The 24,881-nt window shown below is 33.6% G+C and carries 17 protein-coding genes; 9 read left to right on the top strand and 8 right to left on the bottom strand.

The window, feature by feature from the left end; translation table 11 throughout:
- Positions 1–2: 2 nt before the first annotated feature.
- The gene (locus Q0876_RS14280; protein WP_299229074.1) at positions 3–962 is read left to right on the top strand and encodes a hypothetical protein; all 960 of its coding nucleotides are present in this window, start codon (positions 3–5) and stop codon (positions 960–962) included.
- 2 nt (positions 963–964) lie between these two features.
- Positions 965–1,921, top strand: a complete 957-nt coding sequence (locus Q0876_RS14275) for a hypothetical protein (RefSeq protein WP_299229072.1) — start codon at positions 965–967, stop codon at positions 1,919–1,921.
- 7 nt (positions 1,922–1,928) lie between these two features.
- Here Q0876_RS14275 and Q0876_RS14270 read toward each other — a convergent pair whose 3' ends face one another.
- Positions 1,929–4,247 (bottom strand): ATP-dependent helicase, encoded by a 2,319-nt coding sequence (locus Q0876_RS14270; RefSeq protein ID WP_299229069.1) that lies wholly within the window; start codon positions 4,245–4,247, stop codon positions 1,929–1,931.
- 148 nt (positions 4,248–4,395) lie between these two features.
- Here Q0876_RS14270 and Q0876_RS14265 point away from each other — a divergent pair, with 148 nt between their 5' ends.
- From Q0876_RS14265 to Q0876_RS14255, 3 genes are all read left to right on the top strand, one after another.
- The gene (locus Q0876_RS14265; RefSeq protein WP_299229066.1) at positions 4,396–5,664 is read left to right on the top strand and encodes an amidohydrolase; all 1,269 of its coding nucleotides are present in this window, start codon (positions 4,396–4,398) and stop codon (positions 5,662–5,664) included.
- A gap of 4 nt (positions 5,665–5,668) precedes the next feature.
- Positions 5,669–7,225, top strand: coding sequence for an FMN-binding glutamate synthase family protein (locus Q0876_RS14260; RefSeq protein ID WP_299229064.1), 1,557 nt, complete (start codon positions 5,669–5,671; stop codon positions 7,223–7,225).
- A 61-nt stretch (positions 7,226–7,286) separates the two neighbouring features.
- Positions 7,287–7,805: a hypothetical protein gene (locus Q0876_RS14255; protein ID WP_299229062.1), complete on the top strand. Its 519-nt coding sequence runs from the start codon at positions 7,287–7,289 to the stop codon at positions 7,803–7,805.
- Between the two features lie 19 nt (positions 7,806–7,824).
- Here the strand turns inward: Q0876_RS14255 and Q0876_RS14250 are convergent, their stop codons facing one another.
- The 3 genes from Q0876_RS14250 to Q0876_RS14240 form a co-directional block, all read right to left on the bottom strand.
- Complete coding sequence (locus Q0876_RS14250) at positions 7,825–8,712, bottom strand: patatin-like phospholipase family protein (RefSeq protein ID WP_299229059.1); 888 nt, start codon at positions 8,710–8,712, stop codon at positions 7,825–7,827.
- Position 8,713: 1 nt separating this feature from the next.
- A complete protein-coding gene (locus Q0876_RS14245) occupies positions 8,714–10,699 on the bottom strand; it encodes a M1 family metallopeptidase (RefSeq protein ID WP_299229056.1) in 1,986 nt (661 codons plus the stop codon).
- A gap of 123 nt (positions 10,700–10,822) precedes the next feature.
- The gene (locus tag Q0876_RS14240) at positions 10,823–12,523 is read right to left on the bottom strand and encodes a peptide-N-glycosidase F-related protein (RefSeq protein ID WP_299229053.1); all 1,701 of its coding nucleotides are present in this window, start codon (positions 12,521–12,523) and stop codon (positions 10,823–10,825) included.
- A gap of 61 nt (positions 12,524–12,584) precedes the next feature.
- Between Q0876_RS14240 and recG the strand changes: the two genes are divergently transcribed.
- Positions 12,585–14,729 carry an ATP-dependent DNA helicase RecG gene (gene recG, locus Q0876_RS14235; protein WP_299229175.1) on the top strand — a complete coding sequence of 715 codons (2,145 nt, stop codon included), beginning with the start codon at positions 12,585–12,587 and terminating at the stop codon, positions 14,727–14,729.
- A 33-nt stretch (positions 14,730–14,762) separates the two neighbouring features.
- On the opposite strand, the gene Q0876_RS14230 is transcribed toward recG, so the two are convergent.
- The 3 genes from Q0876_RS14230 to Q0876_RS14220 form a co-directional block, all read right to left on the bottom strand.
- Complete coding sequence (locus Q0876_RS14230) at positions 14,763–16,406, bottom strand: M20/M25/M40 family metallo-hydrolase (RefSeq protein ID WP_299229050.1); 1,644 nt, start codon at positions 16,404–16,406, stop codon at positions 14,763–14,765.
- Positions 16,407–16,488: 82 nt separating this feature from the next.
- The gene (locus Q0876_RS14225; RefSeq protein WP_367276659.1) at positions 16,489–17,331 is read right to left on the bottom strand and encodes a helix-turn-helix domain-containing protein; all 843 of its coding nucleotides are present in this window, start codon (positions 17,329–17,331) and stop codon (positions 16,489–16,491) included.
- Positions 17,332–17,497: 166 nt separating this feature from the next.
- Positions 17,498–18,589, bottom strand: coding sequence for a DUF2911 domain-containing protein (locus Q0876_RS14220; protein WP_299229045.1), 1,092 nt, complete (start codon positions 18,587–18,589; stop codon positions 17,498–17,500).
- A gap of 178 nt (positions 18,590–18,767) precedes the next feature.
- On the opposite strand from Q0876_RS14220, the gene Q0876_RS14215 reads away from it, so the two are divergent.
- Both Q0876_RS14215 and Q0876_RS14210 read left to right on the top strand, forming a co-directional pair.
- Positions 18,768–19,532: an AraC family transcriptional regulator gene (locus tag Q0876_RS14215; protein WP_299229042.1), complete on the top strand. Its 765-nt coding sequence runs from the start codon at positions 18,768–18,770 to the stop codon at positions 19,530–19,532.
- Between the two features lie 71 nt (positions 19,533–19,603).
- Entirely contained in the window at positions 19,604–21,097 is a 1,494-nt protein-coding gene (locus Q0876_RS14210; RefSeq protein ID WP_299229039.1) for a serine hydrolase, read from the top strand.
- A gap of 19 nt (positions 21,098–21,116) precedes the next feature.
- On the opposite strand, the gene Q0876_RS14205 is transcribed toward Q0876_RS14210, so the two are convergent.
- On the bottom strand, positions 21,117–22,334 hold the full coding sequence (locus tag Q0876_RS14205; protein ID WP_299229036.1) for a TlpA disulfide reductase family protein: 1,218 nt from the start codon (positions 22,332–22,334) through the stop codon (positions 21,117–21,119).
- Between the two features lie 120 nt (positions 22,335–22,454).
- Between Q0876_RS14205 and pheT the strand changes: the two genes are divergently transcribed.
- Entirely contained in the window at positions 22,455–24,881 is a 2,427-nt protein-coding gene (gene pheT / locus Q0876_RS14200) for a phenylalanine--tRNA ligase subunit beta (protein WP_299229033.1), read from the top strand.

Raw genomic sequence — 24,881 nt, 5'->3', positions numbered from 1 at the left:
TTATGCAACGTCTTATTTTTATAATCTTACTTCTAACTTTACCCTTTATAGGATTTTCAAAAGAAAAATTTGAAGTCATATCATTTCCTGAAGCCGAAGTATTAAATGAAAATACAACTAGAATTCCTTTTAAACTTGTTGACCACCTTATTGTTATAGAAGCAGAACTGTTGAACCAAAAAGGAAATTTTATTATAGACACTGGTTCTGAACGATTAATGTTAAACAAAAAACATTTTAAAACCTACAGCGCAAATCTCAACAAAACTAGAGAAACCTCAGGTATTCATAATTTGATCGATAATAGCATAGAAAAACGCTTACGAGAGTTCATTATTAAAGACTTGAAAATAAGGCACAAGAACTCAGACATCATAGACTTATCACACATTGAGTTAAGCAAAAAAATGAGATTATTAGGTATCATTGGTTACAATATTCTTAAAGATTATGAAATTTTTATCGATATGCACCTTAATCAAATTACACTCTCAAGAGTAAATGCAAAAGGTGAAAAGCTCGATAAAAACATATACCTAGAAAGATTAATAGATAGTGTCGATTTTAAACTAAAAAAGCACACCATTGTTTTAGAAGCATACATAGATGATCAAAAAATGAAGTTTGGTTTAGATACTGCTGCTGAATACAATCAGCTTAATGCATCAATCAATAAAAAAGCCTTAAAGCATTTTTTTCCTAAAAGACGACTTATGTTAGTTGGAGCAAGTGGTAAAAGAATTGAAGTTTTGGCAGGAAAATTGTATCGTGTTAAATTGACAGAATCAATTTATTTTGCACCAATGAAAACAACACTCACAAACCTTAATCGTATGAACGAAGCCTTTGGCACTTCATTAGACGGCCTTATGGGTTATGAATTCCTTAGACAACAACGTACGATTATCAATTATCAAAAAGAAAAGCTTTACTTTGTAGAATACCCATTAAATAGAGAATGAAAATGAGGCTTTGTTATATTATAGCTTTTCTGTCTGTTTTCACTTTCAATGCTAATGCCCAAAAACAAAAAGGATATACCATTGAAGGGGATGATATTGTATTCACATTTCATAGATCAGATTATGAGACTGTCTCACACGAACATAAAAGCAGACATATAAGGTTTGAAGACCTAACAGTTGATAATGTTTCAGTGTCTGGTGAATTCAACAACTGGTCAAAATACGATTGGAAAATGACCAAGATCGATGAAAACACTTATCAGTTAAGAAAGCCTTTAAGCCAATTTAAGGACGAATACTCATGGGAGTTTAAATTTGTTATCAATAATACCTATTGGGCAGAACCAACCAAAGACGATCCTAATATTGCTAATGCCACTAAAAATGGTGAAGACCTTCATGTTTATAATTTAAAAATGTACACTGGTGCTTATCCGGATAATGATGGTAACGTACGCTTTAGACTCAGAGGTTTTGAGGGTGCTAGTAAGGTGATTGTTGCAGGTACTTTTAATAAATGGAATGAGCATTTATTTAAAATGTATAAAATTGAAAACGGCTGGGAATTGAAACTTCAGGTTAAACCTGGTGAGTACGAATATCGTTTTATAGTAGATGGAAGATGGATGGAAGATCCTACCAATCCAGATAAGGTTTTAAATGAATTTGGAGAATATAATTCTTTCATTAGTGTAGGCAAATACGTGACGTTTTTACTGAAAGGGTTTCAAGATGCAAATACTATTGTTTTAACAGGTTCATTCAATGACTGGAATGAACACGAACTAAAAATGTCGAAAACAAATAATGGGTATTGGAAACTAGGATTATCACTTTCCCCTGGAAAACACCATTACAAATTTATAGTGGATGGAAAATGGATATTAGACCCTGAAAATTCTGTAAGGGAATATGATGGCAAAGGCCATATCAACTCTGTATGTATGGTAAAATAAACTAATGTTAATTCAAAACATCAAGTTTAGCAAATCGAAGTAATAATTTTTTAACACCTCCAACTTCAAAATTAATTTCTGCTTTCACGTCGGCACCAACACCTTCAATTTTAAGCACTTTGCCTTTACCAAATCGAGCATGTTCGACAATATTTCCTACAGTGAGTTTTCCATCGAATAAATTAATCTTGTTCGAAGAACCATTCGTTTTAGATACTGGTTTTAAATTTTTTGGCGCAACAAATTTTGCAGGTTTTGGTTCTTGTTTCCGTTTAATTGGTTTTTTAAATCGAACACGATTGGGCTCTACATCACCAAAAATATCTGCAGATAGCATTGGATTTTGTCTTGGCTCATGAATTGGTGTAAGCACGTCTAGATATTGATCATCTATTTCCTCTATAAATCGACTCGGTTCAGCATCAATCAATTTTCCCCAACGATAACGAGACAATGTATAGGTAAGGTAAGCTTGTTTTTCTGCTCTGGTCAATGCTACATAGAATAATCGTCGTTCCTCTTCTAGTTCACTTCGTGTATTCATACTCATAGCACTTGGAAAAAGATCTTCTTCCATTCCAACGATATAAACATACGGAAATTCTAATCCTTTAGCCAAATGTATGGTCATCAAAGCCACACGATCATCATCTCCTTTGTCGTTATCTAAATCTGTAGCTAAAGCAACATCTTCTAAAAATTCTGCAATACTACCTGTTGCATCAGCTATCTCAACTTGGCCTTCAACAAAGTCTTTAATCCCATTTAAAAGTTCTTCAATATTTTCAAGACGCTGTATGTCTTCGGGAGTACCTTCTTTATTATAAGTTCTAATAATTCCTGTAGCTTTGGCAATATGCTCAGCTAATTCGAAAGCATTTGCAGATTGATTCATCACCTGAAAACTTTCAATCATGGTCACAAAATCCTTCAGTTTGGTACGTGTTCCTGCATTTACATTGACTTCAGTTTTGTCAATATGCTTCATTACTTCAAAGATAGAGCGATTGTAACCATTCGCTGCTACAATGAGTTTATCTACAGTTGTTTGACCAATGCCTCTAGCCGGGAAATTTATAACTCGTTTTAATGCTTCTTCGTCAGCGGGATTAATAACTAATCTTAAATAAGACAAAAGGTCTTTAATTTCTTTTCGCTGGTAAAACGATAGCCCTCCATAAATTCTATAAGGAATATCACGCTTACGCAAGGCATCTTCAATAGCACGTGATTGAGCGTTTGTTCTATACAAAACAGCGAAATCACTATCTTTCAATTGATGCTGCATCTTGTTTTCAAAAATGGAACTAGCGACAAAACGCCCTTCATCACCATCTGTCATGAGGCGATTGACTTTTACCTTTGGACCTTCATCATTGGCAGTCCAAACAACTTTATCAAGTTTAGTTTTGTTCTTATCAATAATTGAATTAGCCGCATTGACAATATTTTTAGTTGAGCGGTAATTTTGCTCTAAACGAAACACTTTTACATCATCATAATCTCTTTGGAAATTGAGAATGTTATTAATATTGGCACCTCTAAACGCATAAATACTCTGAGCATCATCACCTACAACACATATGTTTTGAAAACGATCTGATAAAGCTCTAACAATGAGATATTGTGAGTGGTTGGTGTCTTGATACTCATCGACCAAAATGTATCTAAATCTGTCTTGATATTTAGCTAAAACATCAGGAAAACGCGTCAAAAGCTCGTTGGTCTTCAATAATAGATCATCAAAATCCATAGCACCAGCTTTGAAGCAACGATCTACATAATTTTTATAGATATCTCCTAATCGAGGTCGCTTAGCCATTGTATCCGCTTCAATCAATTCTGCATTTTGAAAATAAGCTTTTACAGTAATTAAACTGTTTTTGTAAGAAGAAATTCTAGAGCGTACTTGCTTGTATTTATACACATCTTTATCCAGCTTCATCTCCTTGATAATTGAAGCAATTAACCTATCAGAATCTTGTGTGTCATAAATTGTAAAATTGCTTGGGTAACCCAAACGATCTGCTTCAAACCTCAATATTTTTGCAAAAACAGAGTGAAACGTTCCCATCCATAGATTTTTAGCTTCACTAGTTCCAACGATATCGGCAATTCTACTCTTCATTTCACGAGCAGCTTTATTGGTAAAGGTCAACGCCAAAATATTGAATGGGTCAACACCTTGACTCATTAAATACGCAATACGATAAGTCAGCACACGTGTCTTACCAGAACCTGCACCAGCAATGACGATCATTGGTCCATCTTTTTGCAATGTTGGCGCTAATTGCGCGTCATTTAACTGACTTAAATACTTCTCCAATCCATTTTAATTTAAGGAAGCATAAAAATAGCCATTGTAACGCTTTTTACATATTGCTTTTATCAATAATTATAAACAATCATTCTGGCTGATAAATTTTTGAATATATTTAGGTTTCGAAATCCAAAAAATTAAACATCTTGATTAAATGAAAATATTATATCTTTTGCTTTTTCTTGGAATCACTAGCATTTTTGCTCAAACTAACTTAGACCAAGAATTTATTGATATTGAACCTAAGTTAATTGAATGGCGACGTCATTTTCATGAATATCCTGAATTATCAAATCAAGAATTTAAAACAGCCGAAAAAATTGCAAAACATTTAAAATCTCTGGGCCTAGAAGTTCAAACAGAAGTTGCTATTACAGGAGTTGTAGGCATTCTAAAAGGTGATTTGCCAGGTAAAGTCGTGGCGTTAAGAGCAGATATAGATGCTCTTCCAGTAACTGAAGACAGTGATTTGCCTTTCAAATCAACAGTAAAAACAACTTTTCTAGGCAAGGAAACTGGTGTAGCTCATGCTTGCGGTCATGATGGTCATACAGCAATATTAATGGCTGTAGCAGAAGTGTTATCTAAACACAAAGATAAAATTAAAGGCACCGTTAAATTTATTTTTCAACCAGCAGAAGAAGGGCCGCCTCCAGGAGAAGAAGGTGGTGCAAAACTAATGATAAAAGAAGGTGTATTAGAAAACCCTAAAGTAGACGTCATCTTTGGTTTACATTTAAGATCTATGGTAGAAGCTGGACAAATTCATTACAAACCTGGTGGAGCAATGGCTGCCGTAGAACGTTTTGTAATTAACGTGAAAGGAAAACAAGCACATGGTGCAGCACCTTGGCTTGGTGTAGATCCCATAGTCATTTCTGCAAAGATTATTGATGGATTACAAACTATTATTAGTCGTGAGTCGAAATTAATTAACGAAGCCGCTGTCATAACCGTTGGCAAAGTCACTAGTGGTGTTAGATTTAATATCATCCCAGAAACAGCAGAACTTATTGGAACTGTGAGAACTCTAGACCCAGACATGAAAGCATTAATACTAAAACGCATGACAGAAATGACAGAGACTATTGCTAAAGCTTATGGTGGTGAAGCAACTATTTCGTTTAGAAATCAAACTGCAATTGTCTATAATAACCATGATTTGGTAAAACAAATGTTACCAAGTTTGAAGACAGCAGCTGGTGATGACAAAGTTGTACAAATTAAAGCAGAGACTATTGGTGAAGACTTTTCATATTTTCAAGAAAAAGTACCTGGTTTTTATTTCTATCTTGGAGGAATGCGTAAAGACAACTTAGAACCACATCCTCACCACACGCCAAGTTTTTACATCGATGAGAGCGGACTATTGCTTGGTGTGAAAGCATTAACTCAAATGACGTTAGACTATTTAAATTACTAATCGTATGAATTCAGTTTTAGATTTCTTATCAAGTATTCCTTGGTGGTTATGGGTGATTATCATTTTATTACTCATTGCCATTAGAGATGTTTTTTTTCAAAAAAAACACACTATTAGCCATAATTTCCCTGTGATTGGTCATATTCGTTACATATTTGAGAGTATCGGACCTGAAATGCGTCAATACTTTATTGCTAATAATAGAGAAGAGTTACCATTTAATAGAATTGAACGTGGTTGGATTTATGCATCCTCAAAAAATGAAAACAACTACGAAGGCTTTGGTACTGATAGAGATATCTACGCACATCAACATATTTTTATAAATAATGCAATGATGCCTTATAAAATTGAAGATGATCATCCAAACAAAATTGACAAATCGTTTTTACCATGTGCAAAAGTTATGGGTATTTATCATAAAAGACGCCGACCATTTCGTCCTGCATCTATAATTAACATCTCTGCTATGAGCTTTGGTTCACTATCAGCTAAGGCTGTAGAATCACTAAATAAAGGAGTGAAAATAGCTAACGCATATCATAACACAGGTGAAGGTGGACTATCTCCATACCACAGTTACGGTGGTGACGTAGTTTTTCATTTTGGAACGGGATACTTTGGGGTTAGAGCTGAAGATGGAGGTTTCTCTATGGAAAAAATGATGACATTAGTTGAAGAAAATCCTTTTATTAGAGCCATAGAGATTAAGCTTTCTCAAGGAGCAAAACCAGGAAAAGGTGGTGTTTTACCAGGTGCTAAAATCACAAAAGAAATTGCAAAAATTAGAGGCGTAGAAGTTGGCAAAGATGTTTTATCTCCTCCAAATCATAAAGCCTTTTCTAATGTTGAAGAGCTCGTTGATTTCATTGAATCTATAGCTGAGAATACAGGCTTACCTGTTGGGATTAAAGCAGCTATAGGAAAATTAGACCAATGGGAAAAGTTAGCAGAACTTATGCTTAAAACTGGCAAAGGTCCAGATTTTATAACCATAGATGGCGGTGAAGGAGGTACTGGCGCAGCTCCACCAAGTTTTGCAGATCATGTGAGCTTACCTTGGGTATATGGCTTTGGCGACCTTTATAAATTATTTCAAAGCAAAGGTCTGTCAGAACGTGTCGTCTTCATTGGAAGTGGTAAACTGGGCTTCCCAGCTAAAGCAGCTATGGCTTTTGCTATGGGTGCAGATTGCATAAATGTGGCACGTGAAGCCATGATGAGTATCGGTTGTATTCAAGCACAAGTATGCCATACAAATCGTTGCCCTTCAGGGATAGCCACTCAGAGCAAATGGTTACAAAGAGGCATAAATATTCCTTTAAAATCTGAACGTCTTGCCCAATATTTCAAATCCTTTAGAAAAGAATTAATCGAAATCACTCATGCAGCAGGTTATGAACATCCATGCCAATTTACTATGGATGACATAGAAGTAAATGTAGATGATCATAATTTATCAAAAGAGCTTAGTAGCACCTATAAATATAATAAAACTGATGTTCCCTTTAATGGCATGCAAGAATTAAAAAATTGTACATATTTGGGAGGAAAAAATTAAGACAGTATTTTAAAAACTATTAAGTTTACAACTCAAACAAAAATAAATTAAAATTCACTCTATGGAACTCGATATATTAGGTCTTTTATTGTACTGTATTCCAGCTATTGTAACTGGAGCTATCGCTTTTTTATTCTTTAAAGAACATGTAGAAAACGAAAGTAGAAGACGCGATTTTTTAATTCAGAAAGATTTGCAAAAAGAGGCTTTACCTATGCGCTTACAAGCCTACGAGCGCATGTCATTATATCTTGAACGAATAAAACCTTCAAAATTACTAATTAGAGTACAGCCAACATCTTCAAATAAAGAAGATTATGAATCATTACTTATAGCAAATATTGAACAAGAATTCGACCATAATCTTGCCCAACAAATCTATGTTACAGACAAATGCTGGAGTATTACTTCTACCGCAAAGAACGCAACAATTCAGATGATTAGAAAAGCAACTATTTCTGACAAAATTGATACAGCAGATAAGCTTAGAGAAACGCTTTTAACCAGTATGATGGATAAACGATCCCCTAGCGATGCAGCACTTTCTTTTATTAAAGAAGAGGTTTCAGATATCTGGTAAGAATTCTTTGCAAAGCGACTCAATCACTTGAATGCTTTTGCTGAGCATACTCATAACCTTGAGCCCACCATTTTACCATCAAACGCTTACTAAATATCAAAGAGTTTTCGGTTAGGCTGGTTGGCGTGTAATACAAATTAAGCTTAACACCTCTATTTTTAGCAGCTAACTTACCAATAATAACATCATTTTTTTCTACTTGATCCAAAAGATGCCCAAATAAATTCATCATCAACGAGAACGGGTTCTTTCCTAAAATTTTAGTACGCTCCATTTGTTCTGCTTCTAACACCACAGCATCAACCTCTGTAGCACCACGTAAAATAGCTTCCCTAATTGGAATAACACATCCTAAGCCTCCATCGGCATACTCATAACCATCAACAGTGGCCAAAGACATAAACGGAATGTAATTACATGAAATCCAAATCCAATTACAAAAAGCATCATAATCAAAATCTTTAATGGACTTATACTCTACCCGATTCATAGATAAATTCGAAACTGTTACAACTACATCTTCCTTAGACGCTCTTATTTTATCAAATTCTGCTTTAGTAAAATTACGCTTGATGTTACGCTTAAGTGCTTTGCTCTCTCCAAACGTACGCTTCATACGAATAAATTGCCATAAAGAGTTTATAAAATCTATAGACACGTATTCTCTATCTCCTTTTTTACGCTGTACAAATGGGCTTACACTGAAAATGTCATTTTGCTGTACATTGGTAAATATATCATACAGCTTACCAATATCATTAACAGCTAAATGAGGTACAAGCAAGCTCCCAGTTGACGTTCCTAGAAACATGTCATAATCTCTCCTTAAACCTTCAATTAAATATTGTGCAACACCTCCAGCAAACGCGCCTTTACTTCCTCCTCCAGATATTACTAACGCTCTCACTTTACTGATTTTTAAGATTATCTATTATTAATTTATACGCTTCTATGGTTTCTAATTCTGATAATAGATTTTTGGCAAATTTTGCAAAACGCCAATTATGGTGTTTTGTAGCATCTATAAGGCTCCGAATAGACTTCTCTTCGAAAGCATTAAGCAACTTTATATAACGAAATGCATTTATTCGTAATTCGTAATGATGATTTGCCAAACAATAACTTATTAATTTATCTAAAATATACTGCTTCTTATCTGGCTGAAACATTACTGTATTTAAATGTAACGCTAGCCAGAGTAATTTCACATTGTAATCGCTAAAACCAATACAATCCTTGGTTTTCTGTAAATACTTCGCACGCTCTTCAGGAAAATTCACCCATAAATAATAAAGTGCGTTTTCTATAGTTACATATGACTTGTCATTTAAAAGTGTTTCATAATGCGATTTTAATTCTAATGGTATTTTACGCATATGTTTAGCTATAGCCTGCCTCACTTCTAAACTGTTATAAAACGCACTTGAATCTATCTTTTTCACCATTTGACTAATCACCTTAATCTTAGCTTTATCAGAAACATATGATTCAAGATAATCTATGCATTTCGAGTTATAAACTTCACAATCCACCATAAAATACTCCTGCATGAAAGAAGATCGCTTTAAACTTTTAACCATTTCATCTTCAGGCAACTTAACCTGTACCAACCATTGATTAACAAAACTTGTAAGATCTTTTCCACTTGCTTTTTCAATTTCTGAGATAAAATCACTTGTTTCTACATTCAAATATTGATGCTTCTCCAAATAGGATTTTACAGCTACCTTAAAAACGCTATCGCCAACTTTTTCACGTAATATATGCAAAGCCCAAGCTCCTTTTTTATAAAATGTTTCGCTGCTTGATCTAGGATCTAATAACGATGTACTCTTTCCTGCAGACTCTTGTGCAATTAATTCTTGAGCATTTTCAAAAAGTTGCCAATAATAATGATTTTCTCCAAAAATATGCTGTTCTGCTAATAAGGCATAATACGTAGCAAATCCTTCCTGCAACCAATGATGCTTTCCTGATGTTGCGGTAACCAAATTGCCAAACCATTGATGTGCCAATTCATGAGCATTTACTGTAAGATAGTTTCTATCGTTGAATCCAATGGAATCTATAACAAACGTATCAGAAAATATAGTAAGCCCTGTGTTTTCCATTCCTGAATACAGAAAATCCTTAACAGGAACCTGCTTGTAGTTTTGCCAAGGGTAATCGAAGCCTATTTCTCCCTCTAAAAAATCAAACATCTGTTTCGTGTACCGATAGGTGGGCTCAACCTTCAAAGAATCATCAGGATAGTAGTAGTATTCTAAGGGTGTTTTACTTTTTGAAAGTTCTTTGATTTTCTCGTACTTCCCAATAGCCAATGCAACAAGATAACTTGGTATTGGTTGCTGCATATCATAACTCCATTTTGTGAATTTTTCACCAATTTCTTTTTTTATCAGCCAGCCATTAGCTATTGCTTCATAGTCGTTTTTACAAACTACAGAAAGATCAAATTCAATTTTATCATTGACATCATCTATACTTGGCAACCAATTACTAGTTTGATTTCCTTGACCTTGTGTCCAGATTTGATCCTTAATAGCATAGATGGCTTTTTTAGGAAAAACTTTGCAATCAAATCTTAGTGTATTATTGACCGATTTTTTAAACTCATTTTCGGCTATTAATTTTTTACCATCATTTAAAACACTTATTGGTTTATCATTCAAAAGAACATTATAGAATTCCATGTTAACAGCATTTAAAAAAATGGAATCTGTAGGCTTTAAAATATCGAATCTTACTTCGTATTCAACGATTTTCATAGTATCAATGCTAACTTCATCAAACCAAATAACTGCATTAATATTCTTAAAGTCAACATGATCTGTTTGCTGAGCGAAAGCATTCCCAAGCAAAAAAAGAATTAGAAGTTTAAAAAATAATTTCATGAATAAATTTGTGCAAAGATGACACCAAAATACAATTTTTATGTGTCATTTTTCACATTTTTAAATCATAGTAAATTAAAAAAAGCACGCAGTAAGCGCACTTTTTTTCATATAAATCATAAACTACTCTGTAACTACAGGCTTATTAATTGGTGTATTACTTTTTACGACTACAAAAGTAGATGTTGCATAAAAAGCATCGCCATTACTTTGATTATTAACCCAATCTTCATAATCATATTCAAATGTAAATGAATTTCCTGCCATTGAAGTTCCAAATTGATCTGTACGTACAGGGACTACCATTCCTGGGCACCACCCAGCTCTATCTGGCTGCCAATTACCCGGATCTTGGTTATTAACTGGATTTGAAGCACAGCCTAAAGGTGATAAATTATGCTGAAACATATTTGCGCCATTAATTTTGACATCATGAGTTCTATAACACCACTCTGCACAAGGTCTTCCATCGGCATCATTAGGTGTTGCGTGTCCCCAACCTGATATAATTGTTCTTAAATGTGTGCTTTCAGAATTTGATGGAATAGACACAGATTTGTCTAAATCAAAACTATGATTTATCCCATAAGGCACACCAGATGTGGACCAATCATCATAAGCAATAACTCTTGAAATAGCATAGTAAGGATAATCTGGCGTTCCTTCTATATAATCAAAATCAACAGTCACTTCATAGCCTCTATCATTCCAGCATTCTGTTCTTATCCTTAATTCGGTAGCTCCTGTTAATAATGATTTGAAATCGGTTACATCAAACTCAAATCCTCTATCTAATTGACTGTTATCATTCCAATATGGTGTGATGTACCTACCAAGTTCATACAATTCTCCTGAAGCCTCGTCTTTAACTTTAACATTAGCATAAACATCCCACTCATCACAACCAACTGAAGGACATCTAAGCTTTACATACATTTTAATTGTTTCAACGTTAGACACATCATCATGCAGATTAAATGTTTGCGTGGCTGTTTGACTATAAGCACCTCCAAATGCAAGTCGCTCAGAATTAAACGTGATATAATTATGAACTAATGCCAACCCTAATCCATTTAAAGCAATATCAACACTGCTAGCCTCTGTATTCGCTAGACTTAACATTCCAGTAGTAGCTCCAACTGCAATAGGCGAAAACCTAACATATACCAACGTTTCATCGTTAGCAGTAGCAGATGGAATTTGTAGTGTATTCATAAACGTATTACCATCAAAAGAAGCTTCAAAGCCCTCACTTAAATTGATATCAATACCTGAAGCAAGATTATTACCGTTAACAACTAAACTTACTGTACTTGATTGTTGTGAAACAGGTGTGTCGTCAAAATTAAAAGACAAACTATTAACATTAATCACAGGAGTAGTGTCAAGACCTAAACCATTTAAAACTAAAGCTTGTGTTGTTGCAGAATCACTCTCTAATGTCAATGTACCAGTAATCACACCTATTGCAGTAGCTGAAGGTGAAAACCTAACGTATAACATTTGATCTGCATTGTTAGCGTCACTTCTACTCACAGTAAGCTGATTTGTAAAATTGATGTCATCTAAAGAAATCTCGAAATTTTCAGTTATTGAGATCTCTAAATTTGAACTCAGATTACTACCTCTAACAAGAACGCTCTGTGATGCAGAACTACTCATAATATTAACCTCTCCAAAAGGAAGAAAATTACCAGTAATAGAAATACTTGAAGCTTGAACCTCATCGCTAGACGATTCATCACTACTACAATTAACAATAAACAACAAACTTAAAACGATAAGCATAAGGCTTAATACGTTTCTTATATAATTGATTTTCATAAGTTGAATGATTTTTTTACAATATATAGATTATATATGATATTAATTCTGAAAAAATAAAATTGACTCAAAAACATTAGAAAAAAGTGATAATTTTGAACTAATGAGTATCAATCTTCAAACTCCAATTGACTACCTTAAAGGTGTTGGCCCTAATCGTGCTGATTTGTTGCGTAATGAGTTACAAATCCGAACGTATCAGGATCTAATTAATCTTTTTCCAAATCGACACATAGACCGAACCACGTATTACAAAATCAACCAATTACAGCGTAATAGTGCTGAAGTACAAATAATTGGAAAAATTACTGGCTTTAAAGATGTAGCTCAGAAAAGAGGAAAGCGTCTTGTTGCGACCTTCGAAGATGATACTGGTCGTATAGAATTGGTTTGGTTTCGTGGTCAAAAATGGGTTAGAGATAGTATTAAACTTAATACACCCTATGTTATTTTTGGTAAAACAAATTGGTTTAATGGCGTTTTTAATATGCCACACCCCGAACTTGAACCGCTAAAAACGCACGAGCAGAACTTACGCTCTTCAATGCAAGCTGTATATCCATCAACAGAAAAACTAGCTAATAAAGGCATTACAAATCGTGTAATGAGTAAAATTATGCAAAACTTGTTTTTAGAAACCAAAGGCCGTTTTACAGAAACACTGCCTAATCATTTAATTTCTGAACTCAAATTGATATCAAAAAGCGATGCACTGTTTAACATACATTTTCCAAAAAATCAAGAGCTCTTAACACGTGCAGAATTTAGACTGAAATTTGAAGAATTATTTTACATTCAGCTTCAATTAATTTTAAAAAATCTTATTCATAAATCTAAAATAAAAGGATTTCCTTTTGAGACTGTAGGACATTATTTCAATAGCTTTTACAAAAGTCATTTGCCCTTTAATTTAACCAATGCGCAAAAACGAGTTCTTAAAGAAATTAGACAAGACCTAGGTAGTAATGCACAAATGAATCGCCTATTGCAAGGAGATGTTGGGTCTGGAAAAACAATAGTCGCCTTCATGTCAATGTTGATGGCACTTGACAATGGATTTCAAGCTTGCTTAATGGCGCCAACTGAAATTTTGTCAGCCCAACACTATCAAGGATTAATTAATTTATCTAAAAGCTTAAATATCAGTATAAAAATACTTACTGGTTCAAGTAACACTTTAGAAAGAAGAGAAATTCATGAATCTCTCGAAAATGGCAAGCTACAGATATTAATTGGTACACATGCATTACTAGAAGACAAGGTGAAATTTAAAAATTTGGGGCTAGCAATAATTGACGAACAACACCGATTTGGAGTTGCTCAACGTTCAAAATTATGGAAAAAAAACACTTCTCCTCCTCACATTTTAGTTATGACTGCAACTCCAATCCCAAGAACGTTAGCTATGTCTGTTTATGGCGATTTAGATATTTCAATTATTGACGAGTTACCACCAGGAAGACAAGCCATAAAAACTGTACATAGATATGATAAAAATAGACTCAGAGTATTGCGGTTCATTCGTGACGAAATTGACAAAGGCAGGCAAGTCTATATTGTCTATCCTTTAATTCAAGAAAGTGAAAAATTAGATTACAAAGATTTAATGGATGGTTATGAAAGCATTGTAAGAGATTTTCCACAACCAAAATATCAAATTTCTATTGTTCATGGAAAAATGAAACCAAAAGATAAAGATTATGAAATGCAACGCTTTGTAAAAGGCGAAACACAAATCATGGTAGCTACAACTGTAATAGAAGTTGGTGTAAATGTACCAAATGCATCAGTTATGATTATTGAAAGCGCTGAACGTTTTGGTTTATCTCAATTACATCAACTAAGAGGGCGCGTAGGTCGTGGTGCAGAACAAAGCTATTGTATACTAATGACTGGACACAAATTATCTCAAGACAGTAAAACACGATTAGAGACCATGACTAGAACAAGCGATGGTTTTGAAATCGCTGAAGTAGATTTAAAACTTCGTGGTCCTGGTGATATTATGGGAACACAGCAAAGCGGTGTACTAAATCTCAAAATTGCTAATATCGTTAAGGATAAAGACATTTTGCAAAGTGCTCGTTTTTATGCGAAACATATCTTGAATAAAGACCCTTCACTAGCACAGCCAGAGCACAAAACCATCTTAAACACATATAGACAACTCGGCAAGTACAAGAACATTTGGAATTATATATCCTGACAACAAAACTATTAAGAACATAGCGTATAGAATTTAATTTGAGTCATTAATACTTTTATCTCGGATTGATTTGTATGCTGAACCTTCATTCCAGTTTGGCCATTCAGTAGAGTTAGCAATTTCGATGCCTGTGAGTAGATTAAGCTGAGCATCAAAAGTAATATTTGCAGCATTAAACCCTTCATAATACTCATCAGTCACTTGATGATAATGCTGCATATATGCTGCTATTTTCTCTTCCTCTTTTTTATCTCCATTTAAAGGCTCAAAATTTCCAACATTCCAAACCGCTGGAACTCCCTTTTTAACAAACGGATAATGATCAGACCTTTGAAATACATTTCCTGGGAGCTCCTCTCCTTCAGTTTTAACAATTTCTCTGCCAAGTTTTGAAGCTGCTTTATTTACTAGCACGTCCATTTCTGTATGACTTTCAATTACATTGATCACCATTCGCATTTTCTCTACCGCAAAACTCGCATCAGCATTTATAACACAAGCCGTTTTATTTAAAGGATATAAAGGATTATGTGCATAGTATTCAGCACCCAACAAACCCATTTCTTCAGCAGAAGTAAACAGAAAAATCACTGACCGTTCTGGTCGTTTTTTCATTTTAGAAAATGCTTTTGCTACCTCTAGTTGCATAGCGGTACCCGAAGCATTATCAATTGCACCATTAAAAATTGAATCTTTACCCATATTTGGAGCTCTAGTACCAACATGATCCCAATGCGCTGTATATAGAACATATTCATCAGGTCGCTTTGCTCCTTTCACGATACCTACAACATTATTTGTACTAACTAAATCTTCGTATGTAGCACTCAAAGAGATTGATAGTTTGCTTTGTAATGGCAAAGCAGAAAAATCTTTTGCTAGCGCACTTTTCACATAATCAATTTTATAATCAGAATCAGTAATTAAGTCATTCATTAAAGCTTTGGAAATTAGTCCAGAAAATTTTAATCCATCTGAAGCTAATTGAGGCTGCCCCTCTATAAAGATAGGCGCCTCTGACTCATCTTTTACCGCATCCCAGTTGATCGCATCATCATGAATCATAATTAATCCTGCTGCACCATGTTTTGCAGCTTCTCGCTTCTTATGACGTATTCCTGCGTAATATGTTGGCTGCTCTCCGTTGAAAAGTTCAGGGTCTTTAGAGTGATAGCCAGGGTCACTAAATAATACAACTACTATCTTACCTTTGACATCTATGTCTTTATAGTCGTTCCAATTATATTCTGGCGCAACAATACCAAAGCCAATAAATACCATTTCTGCTGCTTTAACTTCTACCGTTTGATTTAGCTTATAAGATGTTTTTGCATAAAAATCTTTTTCAAAAGCGTAAGTTCGTTTATTATTCTTTGAATGAATCACCATTGGGCTACTCTCGGAAAATTTTACCTTTTGAATTTTAAACTCTTGAAAATAACTTCCATTATTTGCAGGAAGCACATCTGACGCCACTAATTGTGATTTGATATACTGTATGGTTTTCTGCTCACCTTTTGTACCAGGCTTTCTGCCTAAAAAATCATCAGAAGCTAATGTTTTAATATGTGCCTTTATATTGTTTTCTTTGATTAAAGTTTCTGGTGCTTCAATTTGCGCACTACAAGAAATAGTTACCAGTAGAAAAAATAAATAGTGTGGTGATAATCGCTTCATTATAGATGTAGTTTCAATTTAAAAATCAAACATACATGAAGTAAAAATTTGAAAATTGTAATTTTTAGACATTACAAATCTCTCACCAACGACTATTGATAATATTTAAATTTTCAACTTCAGAATAACTTCTATTCTTGTCAAAGAATTGTTTTGGTGTTAACGACGTGAATTGCTTAAATTCTCTTATAAAATGTGATTGATCAAAAAATCCATTCTCGTAAGCTAATTGTGTTAAGCTGTCAGAATGATTTATCATTCGTGAAGAAATACAGGCATTAAATCGTATAATCCTGATGTACACTTTAGGTGTTAAACCAATAAACTTCATAAACAAACGCTCCATTTTCTTATAATTTAACCCAAAATCTACTGCCAGCTGGTCAAACCTAATGTTTCCCTTTTTCAAGTAGATGTAATTTATAACTGATTCCATCAACTTAAAATCATCATTTAATTCAATACTGCTGAGCTTTCTTGACATGTAGAGTTCTATAAGTTTTATTTTTTCATAAACAGTAGTTGCTTCAAGAATTTTAGATTCTACTTCTAATAATTCTACATCACTTAAGGTATCAATACTTGTGTAGGCGTTTTGCAAAGCAGAAGTATCTTTGGTAAATAAAGAAATACCACTAGGCTTGATTTTTAGTCCGAACGCTTGAGAGTTTATTGAATTAATCTCATAATTGATTGCATGTGTCTTTTGTCCAAAAATTGAAGCCTGTTTCAATGGTAAACTCGAAGTAGATGTACTCATACTTCTTCCTATAGATTCTTCATTTTCTATAAAAATGAGACCAAAAGTTCCATCTGGTATAACTAGATCCTTGACACACGTATCTATTAGACTCATATCCATTGTAAAATAACAATCTATATATCTTGAAAACAAAGGACTAGGTATGTGTTTTTGGAAGTACAAATGAATTTGATTTATAACAAACTTAAATTTATTACTGTTTAGCTGCGTTAAATTCTAGTTAAAAAAATTTACAAAAAAAGCCTAATTATATCATTAGGCTTAAACATAACTGTACGTTTTTTAATTGATGTGATCTGTTTGATTGATTGATGAATTTAAAATCATATTACATTGCTCCCAACTCTTTTAAATGCTTCTCTGAGTTAGCTTTAACATTTGCTGGTGGATTCATTGATAATGATTTTTTAAATAATTTTATAGCTTCTTTTTTATTACCCATGGTTTTATATGCCTCACCTAAACTATCATATACATTAGGATTATCTGGATCTAACTTAGCTGCTTTCTTAAAATAAGTGAGCGCTCTATCGTAGTCTTTAATGCCTAGCATTTGATACCCTAAGGCATTTAATTGATTTGCATTAGCTAAAGAAGCTGCTTCATCAGTAGTGCTAGCAAACGCATCTTTATTTCCCATTTTATTGAGGATTTGCGCTTTGATAGCCAAATTATTAAACGTTTTCTGACTGTAAAACTGTCCAGAAATTGCATTGTTAACCCAACCTAAAGCCTCATTCAAATCACCTCCATTGTTAAGTGCATAATTTGCAGCTTGTTCCCAATTTTGACGCTGAAAACCTGTCTGACCTTTTGATTTACTCCTGAAATCACTAAGCACGATATCTGTAACGTTAAACGCAATAGAAAACGGAAATGCTTTTTTCTCCCAAGCAAGTGAAGCCGTAGTAGAATTAGCAGAAACTTCATTGAATTCAAAAGTTAATAATTCATGATGAGGCACGACTCTTGTTGTAATATCTGCTCGTAAAGCATCTTTACTCTCATCATAAAAGAAACTACCCCAAGCATCTGCATCATGCGATAAAATAAGTGTTGCTTTATTATCTGGTTTTACTTCTATGTGCAAACCGTAAGTTCCAGCCTCAATAGGTTTTCCTTCTACTGTGGCATCGTGAGAAAATGTAATAATCGTATTTTCATTAGCACCAGCTCGCCATGGTGCAGCAGTAGCTGATCCAAAGCCAAAATTATTCATACCATAAGGAACAAGTTTTCCCCATATTTCACGATTATTTACGCTTGGTCTAGCGTAAGTAATGGTTACGTCAGATACACCTACGCGCTGAGAAACCGTAGCCTGTTGGCTTCCTCGTGGTGCATTTAATTGTGCATTTGTGCTAAATGATACTAATAGACATAAGCACATCAAAAATTTGATAGGATTGTAATTTTTCATTGTGATTGATTGTTAGTTTGTTAACCACAAGTTAGATAGGATTTAAAGTAACAGTTGTTAGCATTTCGTTAAAAAGCTTCGATTTACTGTTAATTAACTATTTTTTAAGATTAGCTTACCAAGTATCAACAATATTGTATTTTTAGAAAAGAGAATTCAATACAATTAACAGACGTTTATGGAAATCAATCGGAAGTATTTTTTTTCAAACCCATTTATTGATATTACGAGAACCCTTTACAAAGAAGGCGTGATAATGCAACCACATCATCATAACGAAACTGCAATAAGTATGATTTTGAGTGGATCTATTCATGAGACCGTAGACAGCAAAACTGCTATTGGAGGCATTGCAAACATGGTCATCAAACCTCGCAAAACAATTCACAATAATTTATTTTCAAATGATTGTGCTATCATTTCTATCTATTTAAAAGAAGAAAATCACAATAAGATACATCATCCTGATATGCTAACTGAATGGAACTGGATCAACAGTGGCAACTGCAACCATTTCCTTCAATCACTGATACTCAATAAAACTGAAAAAGAATATTATGAAACTCTAAATGGTTTTCTAGGTCATTTTAAACATCAAAAAGCGCATACTAAACAAAATAAGCCACCACAATGGATTCGAGAAGTAAAAACAATTTTAGATACATCCTACAATGAAGTCATTAAAAGTAAAGATTTAGCTAAGGCTTTCAATGTTCATCCTGTTTATTTAACCAAAATATTCAAAAAACACTTTGGACAATCTATAAAATCGTACTTAAAGACTTTAAGAGTAAACGGCTCAATGGCCACTATGTTTCAAAATGAAACACCTTTAGCTCAAGTTGCATTAGAGAATGGCTATTGTGATCAAAGCCATTTAAACAGAAATTTTAAAAGCGAAACAAATTTAACACCAAGACACTTCAAAAAATTGATTCAATAGGTTTCATTTGTTCAATATTTTAAACATTACATGTTGTTTATTGCGTTTTAGTCATTAATCAAAATGTAATTATGAAATTAAAAGGGATACTTATCGCATTATTACTTGCCATCACTATAGTACAGGCTCAAGATGAGCAAATTCAAGCCATTGATAACTTTATAAGCAAAAATTTTTTAGAATTTAAAGAAATACCTAGCTTGTCAATAGCAGTAATTAAAGATAATAAACCTTTCTTTATTAAATCTTATGGATATTCAAATTTTGAAGACTCAATACAAGCTACCACTCAATCTTCATATTACATTGCATCAGTAACAAAATCTTTTGTTGGATTGCTCGCTGCACAATTAGAGCATGACGGTCTACTAGACCTAGATAGACCCATAACAGAATTTGCACCAATTAAAAATTTTAAGAACAATTCTTTGTTTCAGAATATTACTATCACAGATTTATTATCGCATACAAGTGGCATCTACAATAATTATTACACATGGCAATTTGCTAGTATTGGTGATTATACCAAAGATGATCTTATTCGAATTCTCGAAGATAAGACGAGATCTCTAGAAAACAACAAATCATATCGCTACGATAATTTTGGTTACAACCTTTTAGACTTGATCTTATCTGAAGAATATGGTTATTATTGGAAAGATCTACTAGAAAAAAAGATATTCAGTCCATTGAAATTATCACATACTACAGCTTATTTATCAAAAGCAAAAAAAGAAAACTGGGATATCGCTCAACCTTATACCGCTATAAATCAAGACAGGTTACCAAGAATTGCATCAACAAGAAAGAATGATCAAACTTTTCAAGCAGCTGGAGGAATGATGATGTCTATTGAAGACGCACAACAATGGCTTCTATTACACATGAACAATGGCGAGATAAACGGAAAACAAATCATACCAAAAACGATTATAGACAAAGCACAGACAAGCATTTCAGCATATGAACGAAAAGGAACCATATTTAATGATACAGGTTACGGTCTTGGTTGGAATAACGCAAAATTTGAAACACACAAAGCTATTTATCATTTCGGCGGCTTTGATGGTTATTTTTCTCATTTTTCATTTTTACCTGAAGAAAAAATTGGTATTGTCATATTAGTTAATGAAAATCATTTTGGCGATAATATAGCTAACTTATTAGCGTCATACACCTATAATTTACTTTTAGGCAACATTAACATTGACTCTGATTATTCTGATCATGTCAATAAAGTAAAAGATAGAGTTACATCAATTCAAAATGGTTTTGCAAAGGATAAAGAAAAACGAGCAAAAAGACAATGGACTTTGATGCATGATTTTAAAAATTATGAAGGCGATTATGTGAATCCTTATATAGGCACCTTACATATAGAAACTTATAAGAATACTTTAAAGGCAAATTTAGGAATTTCAACAGCAATTGCTAGTCCGTCAACAAGCGACGATTCTATTCGTGTTGAATTCAGAGATAGCCGAGGCAGAGATATTCTTTTTATTTCAAATGAAGAAGGTACAGTTGCAGCTGTTTATGAAGGAAATGTATTTTATAGGAAATAGTAGTTTGTGTAAAACCTTATTATTCGTTTAACAGTCCTTCCACGAAGCTTGTGAACTCATTTTTAAACTCAGTAAATTTATCTCCAGTAGCAGGACCGTTAAAACCTGTATGTATCTTGCGAACTTCACCTTGTTTATCTATAAATATAGACGTAGGATAAGATAACACATGATTAAGCATAGGTAATTTCTCTTGTGCCTTTTGCTTGCTAGATGTACCATATTGCGCTAACAGTATTGGGTATTTAATACCAATATCATCTTTTAAACGCTTGATACTGTTGAAAGCTTTTTCTTTGGTTTTAGCATATTCAAACGCCAAAGCTATAAACTCAATATCGTCACTAGAACGAGTATTATAATATTCAGCATAATACTTACTTTCATCTAAACAATTAGGACACCAGCTTCCCATGACTTGCACTACAACAACTTTGTCTTTAAATTGGTCATCTGATAAAGAAACTATATTCCCTCCAGCGTCAGGAAAAGCAAATTCTAAGGTTTTATAACCATCCTTCAAAAATGTTAAATTATTCGCATCTGGCAACTCATAATCATCATTTCGCTTAGCTATGAAAGGTTCTTTCCAATGATTTCCAGAATAGAAAGTTCCAGTCATATTATCGCCTTTTACTTCGGCAGTAAACAGAAATGCATGAGCACCATCAAATGTTGAAAGTTTGATTTTATTATCGTACATAGCGCCTTCTAAATACCTGTAATCGCCAGTAGTTGTTCTAAAAGTACCTGTGACCTTATTACCATTTTGTTTAAAAACGCCTTTAGCTATATATCTATCTTCTTCTACATCAGGACTAAAAACGGCTTCCCAATTACCTGAAATGTCTTGATTAGCACCATCTCCAAAAACGATGAATCGGTTTTCGTCATTGGCATTAGCAGAAAAAGGAACCACACGATCTAAACTTTCTTTTATAAAATGACCTTTCAAAGTACCATCTTTTAAAATTGCTTCAATATACCCTTCGAAAACTGGTGTTTTAATTACAACCGTATCATTTAGATAGGTAATATCATTAACTAATATAACTTCATCAGCATTGAATATCTTTAATGCTTCTCGTGAAGTAACTTCAAAATTAAATGGAAGCACCTCATCATTAGCAACTTGCAACTCGGCACGCCAAACACCTTTTTCTAATGCAATTTGTTCATCATATTGACAAGACATTAATAAGAAAAAGCTTATTAAAAAAACAAGAGATTTTTTCATAAATGAGGAATTAACGGACTAATAGTCAGTACAAATATAAAATTCTTACAAAGAAAACATAATATCAATTTATATAACTATTTAGTATTATTATCTTTGCCAATTGATTAACGTACAAAGATGAAGATTTCATATAATTGGCTACAGCAATTTTTAAAGATTGATTGGCCGGCAGAACAAACAGGTGAACTTCTAACTGATCTAGGTTTAGAAGTTGAAGGCATCGAAGCATATGAGTCCGTGAAAGGTGGCTTAAAAGGAATTGTTGTTGGTGAAGTACTCACCTGCGATCAACATCCAAATGCTGACCGATTAAAAGTTACCACAGTAAATATTGGAAAAGAAGAACCCTTACAAATTGTATGTGGTGCTCCTAATGTAGCAAAAGGACAAAAAGTTCCAGTAGCAACAATAGGCACAACTCTATATACTTCAGAAGGAGAAGCTTGGATCATCAAAAAAGGGAAAATTAGAGGAGAAGAAAGTCATGGTATGATCTGTGCCGAAGATGAATTAGGACTAGGCACTTCTCATGATGGTATAATGATATTAGATTCTAAAGTAAAAGTTGGTGCTGAAGCCTCTCAACTGTTTAAAATAGAAAATGACCATGTTATCGAAATTGGCTTAACACCAAATCGAGCCGATGCAATGAGCCATTTTGGAGTGGCTCGTGACTTAAAAGCTGGCCTACTTCAAAAAGAGATCAATACAGAATTAATTACACCATCAGTAAGTGCGTTTCATGTTGAGAATAGAACATTAAAGATTGATATCGATGTTAAAGATAAAGCACTAGCACCTCGTTATTGTGGTGTTACTATTTCTGGTGTAAAGGTTGAAGATTCTCCTACTTGGCTCCAAAACCGATTAAAAGCGATTGGTTTAACACCAAAAAACAATATAGTAGATATCACTAATTATGTGCTCCATGACCTAGGACAACCACTTCATGCATTTGATGCTGCAAAAATATCTGGGAATAAAGTGGTAGTCAAAACATTACCTAAAGGCACAAAGTTTATTACGCTTGATGAAATTGAGCGTGAATTACACGAGGAAGATCTGATGATTTGCGATGGTGAAAAACCAATGTGTATCGCTGGAGTTTTTGGCGGAGTACATTCTGGTGTAACTGAAAGCACAACAAATATCTTTTTAGAAAGCGCTTATTTTAATCCTGTGAGTATTCGTAAAACTGCTAAACGTCATGGTTTAAATACAGATGCTTCTTTTAGATTTGAACGAGGTATTGACCCAAACATTACTGAATATGCATTAAAGCGAACTGCTTTATTAATCCAAGAAATTGCTGGTGGTGACATTACAAGTGATTTGATGGATTTCTATCCTAATAAAATTGAAGACTTTCAAGTTCGGTTAAGTTTTGATAATGCTAAGAAATTGATAGGTGAAGAAATACCAAAAGAAACTATTAAAAGTATTTTAACTTCACTAGACATAAAAGTAAATAATGTTACTGAAACTGGTCTTGGTCTTACTGTTCCTGCTTACAGAAACGATGTTCAGCGTGAAGCAGATGTGATTGAAGAAATTTTACGTGTGTATGGCTATAATAACATTAATACCACGGAAAAATTAAACGCATCCATTTCTAATACCTCAAGGTTTGAAGATTATAAACTTCAAAATATTATAGGCAATCAATTAGCAGCTCAAGGTTTCTTTGAAATTCTTTCCAATTCGCTTACGTCACCAAAATATATTTCTCTAAGCGAACAACTCAAAGAAGCTCACAATGTAGAAATGTTAAATCCATTGAGCAATGATTTGAGTGTTATGCGCCAAAGTCTATTATTTTCTGGCTTAGAGGCTGCAAGCTATAACATCAATAGGAAACGTGATAGTTTAAAATTGTATGAGTTTGGAAAAACTTACCATAATTATGGTGACAGCCACGAAGAGCACAAACGTCTATCATTATTTTTAACTGGAAACAAAAACACCTTACGTTGGAATGCTCCTATTCAAAAAAGTGATTTCTTTTACCTAAAAGGAATTGTCAATAGCACTTTGGAGCGCGTAGGCATTTTGAAATACAAGGTGTCTCCAATGAAGAATGATGTATTTAGTGAAGGAATTAGTTTATCACATGGTAAGACGATACTAGTTGACTTTGGAATCATTAACAAAAAGATATTGAAGCATTTTGGTATATCGCAAGAAGTTTTATATGCAGATTTTAATTGGGATAATGTGATAGATTTGGTAATGCATAATGATATTAAATTTAAAGATATTCCAAAATATCCTGAAGTGCGTCGTGATTTTGCATTGTTAATAGATGAAGGAGTTACATTTGAAGACATTGATAAAGTTGCAATGCACACTGAGAAACAATTGCTTAAAGATGTAGACTTGTTTGATGTATATCAAGGCAAGAACCTTCCAAAAGGAAAAAAAAGCTATGCTGTAAGCTTTACTATTCAGGATGATAAAAAAACACTTACTGATAAACAGATAGACAAGATAATGAATAAGCTTCAGGCAAATTTTGAGAAACAATTAGGTGCAGAACTAAGATAA

This window comes from uncultured Psychroserpens sp. (genome assembly GCF_947503375.1).
GTDB lineage: Bacteria > Bacteroidota > Bacteroidia > Flavobacteriales > Flavobacteriaceae > Psychroserpens.
Note: the sequence above shows the minus strand (reverse complement) of the source record. Positions and strands in the feature narration are given on the sequence as shown.

Coding starts and splice junctions, on each gene's coding strand:
- Q0876_RS14245 (WP_299229056.1), bottom strand. CDS start 10,699: ATGAAATTATTTTTTAAACTTCTAATTCTTTTTTTGCTTGGGAATGCT.
- Q0876_RS14255 (WP_299229062.1), top strand. CDS start 7,287: ATGGAACTCGATATATTAGGTCTTTTATTGTACTGTATTCCAGCTATT.
- Q0876_RS14210 (WP_299229039.1), top strand. CDS start 19,604: ATGAAATTAAAAGGGATACTTATCGCATTATTACTTGCCATCACTATA.
- Q0876_RS14215 (WP_299229042.1), top strand. CDS start 18,768: ATGGAAATCAATCGGAAGTATTTTTTTTCAAACCCATTTATTGATATT.
- pheT (WP_299229033.1), top strand. CDS start 22,455: ATGAAGATTTCATATAATTGGCTACAGCAATTTTTAAAGATTGATTGG.
- Q0876_RS14265 (WP_299229066.1), top strand. CDS start 4,396: ATGAAAATATTATATCTTTTGCTTTTTCTTGGAATCACTAGCATTTTT.
- Q0876_RS14280 (WP_299229074.1), top strand. CDS start 3: ATGCAACGTCTTATTTTTATAATCTTACTTCTAACTTTACCCTTTATA.
- Q0876_RS14240 (WP_299229053.1), bottom strand. CDS start 12,523: ATGAAAATCAATTATATAAGAAACGTATTAAGCCTTATGCTTATCGTT.
- Q0876_RS14220 (WP_299229045.1), bottom strand. CDS start 18,589: ATGAAAAATTACAATCCTATCAAATTTTTGATGTGCTTATGTCTATTA.
- Q0876_RS14275 (WP_299229072.1), top strand. CDS start 965: ATGAGGCTTTGTTATATTATAGCTTTTCTGTCTGTTTTCACTTTCAAT.
- Q0876_RS14260 (WP_299229064.1), top strand. CDS start 5,669: ATGAATTCAGTTTTAGATTTCTTATCAAGTATTCCTTGGTGGTTATGG.
- Q0876_RS14205 (WP_299229036.1), bottom strand. CDS start 22,334: ATGAAAAAATCTCTTGTTTTTTTAATAAGCTTTTTCTTATTAATGTCT.
- Q0876_RS14230 (WP_299229050.1), bottom strand. CDS start 16,406: ATGAAGCGATTATCACCACACTATTTATTTTTTCTACTGGTAACTATT.